The following is a 13,780-nucleotide window of genomic DNA, read 5'->3' as shown; positions in this document are numbered from 1 at the left end:
GGTGGCGATGCCAGAGTCGCGCGCCGGGACCGAACCGCTCTGCGGAGCAGGACAACTGAGAAACCCTGCCCGGAACGCCGGTGCGGAGCAGATCAACTGAGAACAACCGACCTGCCGCTTTCTCAATTGAACTGATCCGCCCAGCTCAGCGCGCTGCGGTCGGAGCAGGTTGTTTGAGAACGGACAGTCCGATCCTGGCCGTCGACGACCTGCGGATACGCGCTCACGCGGGCCCGGTCGGTGGCCTTACTGACGGCGCAGGGCCTGAGCGGGCCGACGCCACTCACCGCGGCGGCGCCACCGCCGTCGGCGAGGTACTCCCGCGACCGGCCGCTGCACTCACGGCAACTCACCACGCCGACCTGCCCCGGCTTTCCCACACCCATTGAGCTGCGCATCCGCGCTCACACGCACACCGGCGGCGGCCGTTACTGGTGGCATCGCACCGCCTCACGAGGGCGCTGACCTCGCCCCATTGCTCAGACGACGGGTCCACCGCATCGGGGAGAGGCCACCCTCACCGTCGCGGTCGCGGTCAGCTGAGACAATCGAACTCGTCGGAGCACGGGCCGGCGAAGGCGTTCAGACCCGCGAAGGTATCCCCGGGCCGGACCGCTGGGGTGCGGGGATCCGCGCGACTGGCCGGCGCCGTGACGATCGAGAGCCGATGCGAGCGGCGCCAGCACGAGTGTCACTGGCACGCCATGCCCGGCATCATGTGCGCCTGCCGCGACGGTCGTCCCCGTGCACCCGGTCTCCACATCCCGGACCGCAGCACCCCTGTCACAGGCATCCATTGTCTGCGATGTCACGAGGTGTTTGGCGCCGTGTCCAGGTCGCGTCGGCGGCGGCAGCCCGGACACCGTCCGCCGGTGCGTCCAAGCGGGCGTGGTGCGCCTGTCCGGACGGCGTGACCGGCCATGCCGCGGTCGGGCTGCGTGGACACGCCGTGACGCCACCGCCTCGACGGGTAAGGCGCGCGGCCAAGAATGTCAAAGCCCAGCTCAGTAGCCCTGCCGTGAGGACATGTCATCAGATTGCGCGGATGCGGCGCTGCCGCGACGTGACGTGCCGCCCCGGCTGGCGCGGGCAGCGCGGCGCCGCCGCCGCGCCACCGGTGCACGTGCGCAACGGCATACACGTCCGCCACTGCCTGTGTCACGGTGAGCAGGCCCTGGTGTCAGTCGACCGGCGGCTCGTCCTGGCCACCTCCGCCGGTCGACCGCACACCACCGGCATCGACCCATGCCGCTGACATGGTCATCGGGTCGTAGACCCGGCTCGTTGACTGCCGGCGGGGCCGAAGGCGGGCGCGGAGGCGGCGACCGCGGCGAGCTGGGCGCCATCGGCGGGAGGCAGCATGCTCATGTGGCGGTCTGGTCGAATGGTGCTCGGCGCCGCTAGACATGCGGTGCGCCGGTCGATCGGCAGCCACCGACGCCGAACCATTCGCGGCTGCCCGGCTCACCCTTCAGGTCCTGATCAACGCATAGCCGTCGACAACCGACGGCAGCGGGCGAGGCGGCTGACCGCACGCGGATCGTGGGTGACCACCGACCCGCTCGACGCCGACCGCTGCGCGCGACGTGCCGTCCTGGGCGTGAGTCGTTGTGAGTTGTTGTGAGTGGCGGTGAGTGGCGCGGCGACGGGCGGCGGCTCACCGTCGACGGCTCGCTCGCAGCGGACGACAACATCGACGGCGTGGCGCTCACATCCCTGCCCAGAGGCCCTGTCGAGGTCGCCGCGGGCCGTGTCGCGACGGCCGGTCGGCGGTAGCGGGACGTGCTCGCTTGTGGAAGCCCATGCAGGGGATTTCGGGGCTGAGCTGCGGTGTGAGCCGGTGTGAGCGGTCGGGGGGCTAATGGGTGCCTCGCCGTCGCGGAAAGCGGCGGCGGTCACCGACTCGTGAGGAGTACCTCGTCATGACCGCGACCCCTACCACTTGGCCGGACTCGCCGTTGATCGCCGCGCAGGTGGCGTTCGAGGCGTTGACCGGCGACCCCGACCCGCTGACCATCGACTGCGACCTGGTCAATCCCGACGGCGACCTCACCCTGCCGGCGGGCGTGCTACCGCTGACGCAGGTGCGGGATTGGCTGCTGCAGCGCCCGCGCGACGTGCAGGCACGCGACGCCGTGTGGGCGGAGCTCATCCGCAAGGCCCGCCTGGACGGCCCGCAGTGGGTCATCGCCGCGGTCGGCATGGCGATGCCCGTGCTGCGCCGCTACACCCGCCAGCTCGCCGTCGGCTACGGCGGTGACCTCGACGACCTTGAGGCGGAGATCCTCGCGGGATTCCTGGCCGCGCTGCGCGACCAGGTGGACCTCGCCCAGCCCGCTCCCTACGCGGCGTTGTGCCGGTTCGGGTGGCGGGCGGGGTTCACGCTGCGCCAGCAGGCCTCGGAGTACACCACGGTCGACGACGTCGAGCACATCACCGGCCCGCGCACACCGCGGATGCCCTACGGGCATCCGGATGTGCTGGTCAACCGGGCGGTGCGGCTCGGAGTCATCGACGCCGAGGACGAATTCCCGTGGATCGAGGTGCGCCTGGGCCGTAAATCGGTCGAGAACGTCGCCGCTGGTCTGGGTATTACCGCCGCGGCGATGCGGATGCGGCTCGGTCGTATCGACACCCGCATCGCCGAGGCGCTCGCCAGCGGTGTGCTCACCGGCGTGGCATCCCCGCAAGCAGCTGAGAACCTCGCCGCGCAGGCCAGCCGGCGCGCGAACCTGCGTGCGGCCCGCAAGCCCGGCCGCACGCCGGCCCGCAGAACGAGCGGGGCCGCGGCGCAGGGGGCAGCCGCCGCCTGAGCGCATCAGGGCAGTGCCCAGCGGCGCCCGCACCGGCCCGTCCGGTGCGGGCGCTGCTCCGCCGCTGCCCGGCCGACGGGTGGCGCGGCGGACGGCCCTGCAGCCGCGGGGGTCGCCGGGCATCAGCGAGCCGTGACACCTCGCACGCGACTGGAGACTGCCGCGCCTTCTCCCGTCGTCGAGGGGACGCTGTGAGCGCGTATCCGCAGCTCGGACGCGGTAGCGGGTGGATTGTTGGCGGCGGCCGTGAGTTCGTGTGAGTCGCGGTGAGCGGGTCAGGCGTTCGCTGGAGCACACAAACGCGGCTTTATAAGAGTCAGCGCACTGCATGCGCGGCGCGGAGCCGACACCTGATGAGCGAGCACACGCCGCAGCACCACACCGTCCCCGTCCACCCGCTCGGCCCGCCCGTGGCCGACCCGACCCTGATCGACGTGGTCGCCGGCGAACCGCCGGTACCGGTCACCGTGTGGCGCACCGCCGAGGACCCCGCCGACGCCGGCCGCAGCGTTGGCGCCCGGCTGGCCTACCGGCTCGTGGCCGCCTACACCCGTCCCGGTGAGGCCGTCGTCGACCTCACCACCGACCACGCGCTCACCGACGTCAGCGCGGCCGGAGGCCGCCGCCACCACCCGGCCTGGTTCACCGAGGTGTCCAGCCTGATCATCGGACCGGCCACCCCACCCACCCGCCGCGACCCCGCCGCCGCCACCGTCGACGGCGACGGCGACGGCGACGCGGTGCCCGACATCGCCGCGTGGTTCGGTGACGACCTCACCGACGCCTCGCCCGCCGACCTCGTCGAGGCGGGGCGCACGTCCGTGGCGGGGGCGACGAGCCTGGTCGTGGCGACCTGGCCGCTGGACCGCGACGACGCGGTCAACCGGGTCCGACTGGCATGGCTGCTGACCGTCTGCGCGCGGCTGCTGCGCCACGGCGGCTGCCTCGTCCTCGTCGTCACCGGCCCCACCACGACGACGCCCGCTCCGGAAGACTTCAGCCCTGTCGCCACCGCCGCCGCCCAGGCCGGGCTGGGCTACCTGCAGCACATCGTCGCCGTCACCGCCGACACCGACAGCGACCACTTCGCCTACTACGCCACCGACGAGGAACTGCTCACCCTCACTCACCCGCGGTGGGTGGCGCACCTGCGGGTCCACGCGGATCTGCTCGTGTTCTCCCCCGTGCCGGGCGCGCGGCGCCGCGACGGGGGTGAACAGCGTGACTGACCACCCCACCCGCGACCCCAATCAGCCGGCCCCCGATGACGCGCAGGACCGGCAGGGCCACCCGACACCGTCGGAAGGGCTGTCGGTGTGGGCGACCGCGCAGCGCACCGGACCGGTGCAGCGACGAGGCCGCTACGTGCCCGAGTCCGTCAAGCACCCCGCGCGGATGCTCCCGGCGATCGCCGCGCACGCGGTGCACGCCTACACCCGGCCCGGCGACCTCGTCCTCGACCCGATGTGCGGGATCGGCACCACCCTCGTCGAGGCCATCCACGCCGGCCGCGACGCCATCGGCGTCGAGTACGAGCCGCGCTGGTCCAACATCGCCGACGCCAACATCACCCACGCCCACCACCACGGCGCCACCGGCCGCGCGTCCGTGGTCCGCAGCGACGCCACCCGCCTGTCCGCTCTCCTGCCCGCCGCCCTCACCGGACAGGTCGCGCTGGTGGTCACCAGCCCGCCGTACGGGCCGACCGTGCACGGACTGGTCCGCCCCGGCGAGCACGGGGTGGGCAAGTTCGACAACGCCTACAACGACGGCGCCGACCGCGGCAACCTCGCCTACCGCGACCTCACCGGCCTCGCCGACGGCTTCGAGCAGATCCTGCGAGGCTGCGCCACGCTGCTGCGACCCGGCGGCACCGTCGTGGTCACCGCCCGACCGTGGCGCAAACACGGACATCTGGTCGACCTGCCCTCGGCCGTCATCGCCGCCGGCGTCCGCGCCGGCCTGACCCCCACCGAGCGGTGCGTCGCGCTCCTCGCGGCGGTCCGCGACGGACAACTCATCGCCCGCCCGTCCTTCTTTCAACTGCAACAAATCCGCAAGGCCCGCTCACGAGGCACCCCGCTGCACCTGATCACGCACGAGGACGTGCTGATCTTCCGCCAGCCGCCGGACCACTCCGGTTCAGGAATCTCGAACCCCGGCGAGAGTGAGGTGATCGCGTGAGCGCACCCACGCACCGATACCTCAGCCTCGGTGCCGGAGTGCAGAGCTCCACCCTGCTGCTGCTCGCCGCGCACGGCCAGGTCCCCTCCTTCGACGCGGCGATCTTCGCCGACACCGGCTGGGAACCGGCTGCGGTCTACACCCACCTGCGCCGCCTGGAGCAACTCGCCGCCACAGCCGGCATCCCGGTCGTACGGGTCGCCGCGGGTGACATCCGCCGCGACGCCCTCGACCCGGAACACCGCTTCGCCTCGATGCCCCTGTTCACCCTCGGACGCCACGGTGAGCGAGGTATGGCCCGACGTCAGTGCACGGGCGAGTACAAGATCAAACCCATCAAGGTGGAGGTTCGGCGCCGCCTCGGCTACCCGCACCCCGCCCGGGTCCCAGCTGGTGTGGTCGCCGAGATGGCGATCGGGATCAGCCTCGACGAGATCGGCCGGGCCCGCGACGCCGACGTCGCCTACATGCGCAACACGTTCCCGCTGCTCGACCTCGGGTGGCGGCGCACGGACTGCCTCGCCTACCTCACCGATCACGGGTGGGCGGACACCCCTCGAAGCGCGTGCGTCGGATGCCCGTTCCGCACCGACGCGGAATGGGTGCGGCTGCGCCGCGACGACCCCGCCGGCTGGGACGACGCGGTGGCCTTCGACGCGGCGATCCGCCACGGGTCGGCGCGGGCCAACGCCGCCGGGCAGCCCTTGCGGGGGCAGTTCTTCCTGCACCGACAACGCGTCCCCCTCGATCAGGTCCGCCTGCGCCCCCGGGTCGAGGCGCAGGCGGATACGCCCGGGTGTGGGCCGTGGACCTGTCCCCACCCCGACACGGTCACCGAGCCGACGCCCGACTCGTCGGTCCCGCCGGGGCGGGAGGTGCGCCATTGAGCAACAGCTCCCACCCCGCATCGGATCGCTGTGCACCGGCTACGGCGGCCTCGACATGGCCGTCGAGCTGGTGCTCGGCGGCCAACTCACCTGGTACGCCGAGACCGACCGGCACGCCGCCGCCGTCTGCGCCCACCACTGGCCCGCCGTGCCGAACCTCGGCAACATCCGCGCCGTCGACTGGCACACCGTCGCACCCGTCGACATCCTCACCGCAGGCTTCCCCTGCCAGGACATCAGCAACGCGGGCAAGCGAGCCGGCATCACCGGAGCGCACTCCAGCCTGTGGAGCGCTGTCGCCGACGCCGTTCGCGCGCTTCGACCGCCGCTCGTGTTCGTGGAGAACGTCGCCGCGCTCCTGCGGCGCGGCTTCGACGTCGTCGAAGCCGACCTGGCCGCGATCGGGTACGACACGAGCTGGACGTGCCTACGCGCATCCGACATCGGCGCCGCGCACCGCCGCGACCGGCTGTTCCTGCTCGCCGTACCCGCAGAGCGACTCCCAGGGGGTGCGGACGCTGCCGACACCATGCGCCCGTGACGGCAAGGGTCCCGGCCACCAGTACGGGCTACCCGACCTGATCGAACCGGCCGGCAGCCGCCACAGCCTGCTGCCCACCCCCACCGCGGTGGCCTACGGATCCAACAAGTCCCCGTCCGCGGGAGCGGCGCGCCGGCCCAGCCTGGCCGGCATCGCCGGACAGCTCCTGCCCACTCCGACGGTGGCCGACAGCCGCTCCTCGGCCAACGTCACCGCCAGCCGCGCCACCCCAATCGATCACCAAGGCCGGACGCTGACCGACGCCACCCGGCTGCTGCCCACCCCACGCGCCAGCGACACCGGCACCCCCGGCCGGAAAGCGGGGGCCGGGTTCCGGCCCCCGCTGTCGCAGGTACTGCTGCCCACCCCACGGGCCACCGACGGAGCGAAAGGCTGCCCGGGGCAACGCGGCTCGCACGGCGATCTCACCCTGCCGTCGGCGGCGGTGCGGGTACCCACCCGCACCCTGCCCACCCCCCGCGCATCCGACGGACGCGGCCCCGGACACCACGGCGACGGCGGCGCGGACCTGCGCACCACCGTCGCCGGCTTCGGTCACCTCGACGAGGACCGGTGGGGCGGCTACGCCTCCGCCGTTGCCCGGTGGGAACTGCTGCTCGGCCGAGGCGCACCGGAGCCCACCCAGGCAGGGCAGCACGGCAAGCCCGTGCTCGCCCCACCGTTCGTGGAATGGCTCATGGGCCTCAACGCAGGCCACGTCACCGACCCAGCGCTGGGCCTGCCGCGCACCCTCGCGCTGCGGGTCCTGGGCAACGGCGTCGTCCCGCAACAGGCCGCAGCCGCGCTGCGGCTCCTGCTGTGCCCCCACCGCTGGCAGGCGCCGTCATGACCCTAGACAACAACCCGGCGAGCCTGGCCGACTACCAGTACCACCAGGACGGGCCGCTCACCCTCTACCTCGGTGACACCCAACGAGTGCTGACCGCGATGCCCGAGGCGTCCGTCGACTGCGTCGTCACCTCACCCCCGTTCTGGGGTCTGCGCGACTACGGCACCGGCCGCTGGAGCGGCGGCAACCCCGACTGCCCGCACGACGCGCGCCGCCGGGTCGACGGCGCCGCCTGCCGGCGATGCCCCGCCCGCTGGTCCGACCCGCAGTACGGACTCGAACCCACCCTCGACGAATACGTCGACCGGCTGGTCGACGTATTCCGTCACGTGCGTAGGGTGCTCACACCCACCGGCACGTGTTGGCTCAATCTCGGGGACAGCTACAGCAGCGCCTCCGGCGGCGCACCCCAAGCAGGCCGGCCACAACCCGGAGGCCGACGCCCAGCGCGCCCCCGCGCGCAGGACACCCTCGCGCCCAAGAACCTCCTCGGCGTGCCCTGGAGGATCGCGTTCGCGCTACAAACTGACGGCTGGTGGCTGCGCAACGCGATCATCTGGTCCAAGACCAACCCGATGCCCGAATCCGTCCGCGACCGCCTCTCCACCACCTACGAACTGATCTTCCTGCTCACCCCGTCGCCCATCTACTTCTTCGACCTCGATCCCATCCGCATACCCCTGCTCCACCCGACAGCCGCCGACGGCACCCGAGTTATCGGCGGCACCCGCAAAGGCCCCACCGGCGGGATCGGGGCGACCGCCCGCCGTCGGGGCGCCACCGCCTACGGCAATAAGTACACCTTCACTGACACCACCGAGCCGCGCGCTGCGGCGGGCAACCTGAAACCACTCGGACACGCCCACACGGCCGCACACCACAGGGGCCGTAACCCGGGTGACGTGTGGCGTATCGCCACCCGCCCCTACCGCGGCTCCCATGTCGCCCCATTCCCCATCGACCTGCCACTACGAGCGATCGCCGCCGGCAGCCCGGCAGGCGGCGTGGTCCTCGACCCCTTCTCCGGGGCCGCCACCACCGGCCTGGCCGCAATGCAACTCGGCCGCCGCTACATCGGCATCGACATCGCCGCTCGCTTCCATGACGAAGCCCTCACCCGACTACGCCCACACCTTCCACCGGCGCGGCCATGAGCCTGCGTCTCGTACCGGTCACCTTCGCCCAAGCCTGCCAGTTCATCACCGACTGGCACCGCCACCACAGCCCACCCCGAGGACACAAGTTCTCGATCGGCATCGCTCAGGACGACGTTCTCGTCGGAGTGGCCGTGGTCGGGCGGCCCGTCGCCCGGCTACTCGACGACGGCCACACCCTCGAAGTCACCCGCGTCGCCGTCGCCGACACCGCTCCGAACGGCTGCAGCATGCTCTACGGCGCCGCCTGGAGAGCCGCGAAAGCCCTCGGCTACCGACGACTGGTCACCTACACCCAACAGGGGGAAAGCGGAGTCAGTCTACGAGCGAGCGGGTGGCGAATCGTCGCCTCCCGACCACCGCAACCGGGCTGGTCGCGACCCAGTCGCCCCCGCGTCGACCACGGCACCGCTGACATCGCGCGCAGCCGCTGGGAACCGTCGAACTGACCACCGCGCCAGCGGAACATCCATCCGAAGCCACGGTGGCGGGCCCCTTCCTCTCTGACCAAAGGACGAGACCTCATGGACAGCACTGCCAGCACTTCTGCAGGAGTTACCGCCTTGCCCGCCTCGGTGTGGACCATCGAGCGCATCCGCGCGCTCGGGGCGGTCACCGATGTCGCCACCGTCGGCGAGATCTTCGGCCTATCTCGCAGCAGCGCCTACGAACTGGCACGCCGGAACCGGCTACCGGTGCCGGTGCTGCGAGTCGGATCCCGCTACCGAGTCTCCGTCGCCGCGATCCTCACCGCCCTCGGCGTCCCCACCGAACACCCCACCCCGCCGCCCACGACTTGATCACGCCGACAAAACGAGCGGTGATCACAACCCAACGGACACCCGACAATCCGATGGTCGCCACCGGCGACCATCGGCGAGGAGAGAACTCGTCATGGCAGACGGATCCATCACCAAACGCTGCGGCTGCCGCAAAGACGGCAAGCGCCTCGGCGCCCAATGCCCCAAGCTGCGCCGCGGCAGCGGCTGGAACCCCCACCACGGCTCGTGGCGCTATCAAATCGAACTTCCAACCAACGCCGCCGGAGAACGGCGGCAACTACGCCGCACCGGCTTCGACACCCGCGACGAGGCCGCACAGGAACGCGACCACGCCCGCAAGCTGCTCGACCTCGCCGGCCGCGACGAGGTGCTACGTCGGCAAATAGCCGACCTGCTGCAGGCGTGCAAGCCAAACCAGCCCCTCCCCGACACCGACCACGTCGCCCGCCGCATCCGCGCCGACGCGCCCATCGACAACCGACTCACCCTCGGCGAGTACCTCGCCGAGTGGATCAAGGGTCGGACCAAGCTGGCGCCCGCGACCCGGCGCAGCTACCAGGACCACATCGACAAGTACTGGACGCCGCATCTGGGGCAGGTCGTGTTGCAGGAACTCGGCGTAGCGCACATCGAGTCGGTGTTCGCGACGATCGACGCGCGCAACACCGAGATCCTTACCGCCAAGGCGAGCCCGGTCAGAGAGATCCGCGAAACGGTCAAGGGGATCCGCACGGTCGGCGCCGCAAGCCAACAGCGAATCCTCGCGACGCTACGTAAGGCGCTCAACGACGCGCGCCGGCTCTACCGCCACAAACTGCTCGAGCACAACCCGGCCGAGTCGGTCGAGCTGAAATCCGGCAGGCCACCCAAGCCTCGGCTGTGGACCGATGTGGCGGTCAACCGGTGGCGCCGCACAGGGCAGCGACCCAGCCCGGTCATGGTCTGGACACCAACGCAGGTAGGCGAGTTCCTGGACTTCGCCGAAGCCCAGGACCCCGAGCTGTATGCCCTGTTCGACCTGGCTGTCCACCGCGGGCCACGCCGGGGCGAACTGTGCGGCCTGCACGACTACGACGTGGACCTGGAGGCCGCCGCGATCACCATCACCACCCAGCGCACCAGCGTCGGCTACAAGATCGTCGAGAAGACGGTGAAGTCGGCAGCCGGGGACCGGGTCGTCGACCTCAGCGACGAGAGCGTAACGAGCCTCCGTCGGTACCTGTCGCGCCGGGCCGGATGGAAGGTCATCGCCGGTGACGCCTGGGTCGACGGGGACATCTTCTTCGTCAGGCAACGCGACGGTCAGCCGTGGCACCCGGAGACGGTCACCGGCCGGTTCGACCGGCTCGTTGAACGCAAGGGGCTGCCACCGGTACGGTTCCACGACCTACGGCACGTCGCCGCGACCCTGATGCTCGCCACCGGGGCAACCATCAAGGAGATCCAGGACACCCTCGGCCACTCCTCCTACAACCTGACCGCCGACACCTACACCTCCGTGCTGGCGGAGCTGAAGAAGACCACGGCCGAGGCGACGACCAAGCTGATCCCGCGCCGCAACCGCCCCAAGGCGGCGTAGCGTCGGGTCTTGTGGATCGGCGCCCCACGCTTGCTATATGCAATTTGCATGAAGCAGAAAATCGCACAATGGGTCCGATTCGATCGGAAAGAAACTCCAGACTAGAGGCCATTTACCCTATTTGCGGCTGCGGTATCGCAGGTGTTGGAACGAGTGCCACATGTGACCTCGCGTCACCTTGGTCGTTGTGCAGGAGCGGGCAACCGCAGGCATGGGAGGGGGCGGCACCGATGGCTTCGCGGGCCCGGGGTGCCGCCCCCAACCTGCACTGACACCGTAGGTTGGAGCGCAGGTCTGATGAAACCAACGAAGCTCAGGCACAACAGGCTTCGGCCGAGTGGTCGCAGAGGCAAGCGGAAGGGGCGGCCGTTGGCTGAATGGGCGGCCCTGTTGAGCGCTCTCGCGGCGTGCTTAGCTGCGATGACAGCCGTCGTCAGCGAGATTTGCCGGTGAGTCAGATCAATCCGGCAACCCTGGCTGTCTGCATCGAAGTGGACGAGCCGAGCAGTCGTCGCCTTGCCCGCAAGCTGTTTTGCGTGCCGTCTCGGTTCAATTGACGTGGCGGACCGGTAGGCGGCCCGCTGCCGAGGTGAGCGGGCCGCCTACCCGCCGGGATGCGACCAAGTCGACGCGTTGCGCTGACTGAGGAGCGGTGTGGAAATGCCGATTTGCGGTCGACTCGCGGTGACCTGGGCCGCCTTGCAGCGGGCAGAAGGCTGGATGATCGAAACAACCGGTGGCATAGTCGGCTGAGCTTAGCGAGCTGGGTAGGGGGAACTCGTGCCTCGTCATCCGGACACCACGATCAGTCCGAACACCATGCTCAGCGACGCCCGGCATCGGCTGTCCTCACCTGTGCGAGCCGGCCAGCGCATGTCCCGTAGCGAGCTGGCCGATGCGGTCAACGCGGCGCTCGACCGGATCTACCCCAGCCGTGACGTCACCGCCCAATATGTCGACTCCCGCTGGGTCGGCAAGCTCGAACGCGGCGAGCATCGTTGGCCTAGCGAACCGCGGCGGAAAGCTCTGCGTCAGGTGTTCGGTGCTGTCACCGATGCGGATCTCGATCTCTACAGCCCTCGACGTAGCGATGGCGTAGGCGCTGCAGGGCCTGTGGTCGAGCCTGAGCCAGGTAGTTGGGACGAGGCCATCTATCTGCTACACGAGCAGTGGCATCTACTCGTGCAGAACGACAAGATGTTCGGCCCCGAGTACGCACTGATGGGTGTCACGAGACAACTGGCCACGATCGAGGACACCCTGTCCGGGATGCCCCAAGCACTTCGCCCCGCCCTCATCCGGCTCGCCGCCCAGTACGCCGAATCCGCGGCATGGCTCCACCAATCTCTCAACGACCACGCCGCCGGCCACCATCGAGCACGACAGGCACTCGCCTGGGCAGAGGCTATCGCCGACCCGACGATGACCGCCTGGGCCACCTACCGCAGCAGCCAACAAAGGCTGGCATCGGGGCACACCGCCCAAGCCGTCGAGCAGGCAGAGGCCGCGCTGCTGCACGACCCGAAGCTCTCTCGTCCGATGCGCGCGGCGCTGCGCGTGCAGCACGCGCATGCCCTCGCTGTGACGGGCGAGCACCAATCAGCCATGCGGCTGCTGGACGCCGCCCAGCACTGGGCAGCGGACCGCTACCCGGGGAAGCCGGAAGGCGAGCACGGCTCCTACTGCACCAGCGGATACATCGAACTACACCGCGGGGTGTGTCTCCGACTGGCACAGAGGCCCCAAGAAGCCATCGAAGTAATCGACCAAGCGCTACCGGCGATTCCGCGCCGGCACCGCCAGGACTTCGCTTCAGCTCTGCTGATCAAGGCGATGGCACATGCCGCAGCTCGCCAACCGGATCAGGCAGCGGCAGCGGCACACCACGCGCTGCCCATCGCACGCCGGGCAGGATCACGACGGGTCTTGCATCAGCTCGCGCAACTCGGCGCTACGGTCAGCCGGCACCAGCAACTACCTGAGGTCCACGCCTTCCTCCACGATCTCCAGGAGATCACCTGATGGCAACCGACGCCGAACTCGCAGCGATGCGCCAAGCAATCATTCTATCGTCGCTCGGTCTCGGATCCACAAGCCCGAATCCGCCCGTCGGCTGCGTCATCCTCGATCGCCATGGCGCGACCGTCGGCGTGGGCTATCACCGGCGCAAAGGTGAGGCACACGCCGAGGTCAACGCGCTCAGCGCAGCGGGCCCTGCAGCGCGAGGCGGCACCGCTGTCGTCACGCTCGAACCCTGCAACCACGTCGGTGTCACTCCGGCCTGCCGGCAGGAACTCATCGACGCCGGCATCGCGCGAGTCGTTATCAGCGTCATCGACCCGACCTCCCGAGGCGGTGGTGGCGCCGCGGTGCTCACCGCCCACGGTGTTGATGTTGAGACCAACGTGCTCCCCGACGAGGCACTCACCGTCCTTGGCCCCTGGCTCACCGCCACTCGCCGCCGCCGCCCCTACCTCACCTGGGCCTGCGCCCTCGACGGCCAAAACAGCCACGTCGCTGAGCAGCTAACTGCTGAGCTGCGCAGCGGGGCGGATCTCGTCCTCGGCGAGAAGACAATCGAAGAAGGCACGCCGGAAAGCCACGCCCCTCAACACTTCGCCCTGCCAGGGCGGCCGGACGACGATCTCCAACGGTGGCTTTCGGCCTGCTACGCCACCGGCTCGCGGACGGCCATCGTCACTGGCGGGCGCTATTTCGGCATACTTCGCGACAATCTTGATTGCATCGATGAGATTGTGGTTGCTGTCGAAAAGACCCCACCGGCGGGCGGTTTCGCGGCAGCCACCGCAGAGCTCACGCTGGCAGGTTTCGAGTTTGCTGAGATCTCGTCCTTAGGCACGGGTGTGCGTGTTCGTCTTTGCCGGTCGAGGCGAGAACGGGGTGGTCCTGCTGCCTAAGCGCCGGTGTTGCGCCGGCCAGGCCGTTGCGCGACGTCCTTCGCTGGCGTACCCGGACAAGTAGCCTGTTGA

General features: G+C 70.2%; 13 protein-coding genes. All 13 read left to right on the top strand.

From position 1 onward, the window contains the following. The first annotated feature begins 1,045 nt into the window (after positions 1-1,045). The 13 genes from ACLQ2W_RS00865 (at position 1,046) to ribD (ending at position 13,708) form a co-directional block, all read left to right on the top strand. Entirely contained in the window at positions 1,046-1,255 is a 210-nt protein-coding gene (locus ACLQ2W_RS00865; RefSeq protein WP_425784841.1) for a hypothetical protein, read from the top strand. Between the two features lie 667 nt (positions 1,256-1,922). Continuing rightward, entirely contained in the window at positions 1,923-2,813 is an 891-nt protein-coding gene (locus ACLQ2W_RS00860) for a hypothetical protein (protein ID WP_425784840.1), read from the top strand. A gap of 353 nt (positions 2,814-3,166) precedes the next feature. Beyond that, positions 3,167-4,042 (top strand): hypothetical protein, encoded by an 876-nt coding sequence (locus ACLQ2W_RS00855; protein WP_425784839.1) that lies wholly within the window; start codon positions 3,167-3,169, stop codon positions 4,040-4,042. Further along, the gene (locus ACLQ2W_RS00850) at positions 4,035-4,997 is read left to right on the top strand and encodes a TRM11 family SAM-dependent methyltransferase (RefSeq protein ID WP_425784838.1); all 963 of its coding nucleotides are present in this window, start codon (positions 4,035-4,037) and stop codon (positions 4,995-4,997) included. Before ACLQ2W_RS00855 ends, ACLQ2W_RS00850 begins: the two co-directional genes overlap by 8 nt. Then, positions 4,994-5,884, top strand: coding sequence for a hypothetical protein (locus tag ACLQ2W_RS00845; protein WP_425784837.1), 891 nt, complete (start codon positions 4,994-4,996; stop codon positions 5,882-5,884). The genes ACLQ2W_RS00850 and ACLQ2W_RS00845 overlap by 4 nt, the downstream gene beginning before the upstream one ends. Continuing rightward, a complete protein-coding gene (locus ACLQ2W_RS00840; RefSeq protein ID WP_425785981.1) occupies positions 5,880-6,425 on the top strand; it encodes a DNA cytosine methyltransferase in 546 nt (181 codons plus the stop codon). The genes ACLQ2W_RS00845 and ACLQ2W_RS00840 overlap by 5 nt, the downstream gene beginning before the upstream one ends. Next, on the top strand, positions 6,394-7,275 hold the full coding sequence (locus ACLQ2W_RS00835) for a hypothetical protein (protein ID WP_425784836.1): 882 nt from the start codon (positions 6,394-6,396) through the stop codon (positions 7,273-7,275). The genes ACLQ2W_RS00840 and ACLQ2W_RS00835 overlap by 32 nt, the downstream gene beginning before the upstream one ends. Beyond that, a complete protein-coding gene (locus tag ACLQ2W_RS00830; RefSeq protein WP_425784835.1) occupies positions 7,245-8,429 on the top strand; it encodes a DNA-methyltransferase in 1,185 nt (394 codons plus the stop codon). The genes ACLQ2W_RS00835 and ACLQ2W_RS00830 overlap by 31 nt, the downstream gene beginning before the upstream one ends. After that, complete coding sequence (locus ACLQ2W_RS00825; protein WP_425784834.1) at positions 8,426-8,878, top strand: XF1762 family protein; 453 nt, start codon at positions 8,426-8,428, stop codon at positions 8,876-8,878. Before ACLQ2W_RS00830 ends, ACLQ2W_RS00825 begins: the two co-directional genes overlap by 4 nt. 75 nt (positions 8,879-8,953) lie before the next feature. Beyond that, positions 8,954-9,229 carry a helix-turn-helix domain-containing protein gene (locus ACLQ2W_RS00820; protein WP_425784833.1) on the top strand — a complete coding sequence of 92 codons (276 nt, stop codon included), beginning with the start codon at positions 8,954-8,956 and terminating at the stop codon, positions 9,227-9,229. A gap of 94 nt (positions 9,230-9,323) precedes the next feature. Then, positions 9,324-10,790 (top strand): tyrosine-type recombinase/integrase, encoded by a 1,467-nt coding sequence (locus ACLQ2W_RS00815; RefSeq protein ID WP_425784832.1) that lies wholly within the window; start codon positions 9,324-9,326, stop codon positions 10,788-10,790. An 819-nt stretch (positions 10,791-11,609) separates the two neighbouring features. Further along, a complete protein-coding gene (locus ACLQ2W_RS00810) occupies positions 11,610-12,812 on the top strand; it encodes a hypothetical protein (protein WP_425784831.1) in 1,203 nt (400 codons plus the stop codon). Next, positions 12,812-13,708 carry a bifunctional diaminohydroxyphosphoribosylaminopyrimidine deaminase/5-amino-6-(5-phosphoribosylamino)uracil reductase RibD gene (gene ribD / locus ACLQ2W_RS00805; protein ID WP_425784830.1) on the top strand — a complete coding sequence of 299 codons (897 nt, stop codon included), beginning with the start codon at positions 12,812-12,814 and terminating at the stop codon, positions 13,706-13,708. Before ACLQ2W_RS00810 ends, ribD begins: the two co-directional genes overlap by 1 nt. Positions 13,709-13,780 lie beyond the last annotated feature (72 nt).

Origin of the sequence: Micromonospora sp. DT227 (assembly GCF_049841835.1) — a bacterium.
Lineage (GTDB): Bacteria > Actinomycetota > Actinomycetes > Mycobacteriales > Micromonosporaceae > Micromonospora.
The sequence above is the reverse complement of the archived record's forward strand: the minus strand, read 5'-3'. Positions and strand labels throughout refer to the sequence as shown.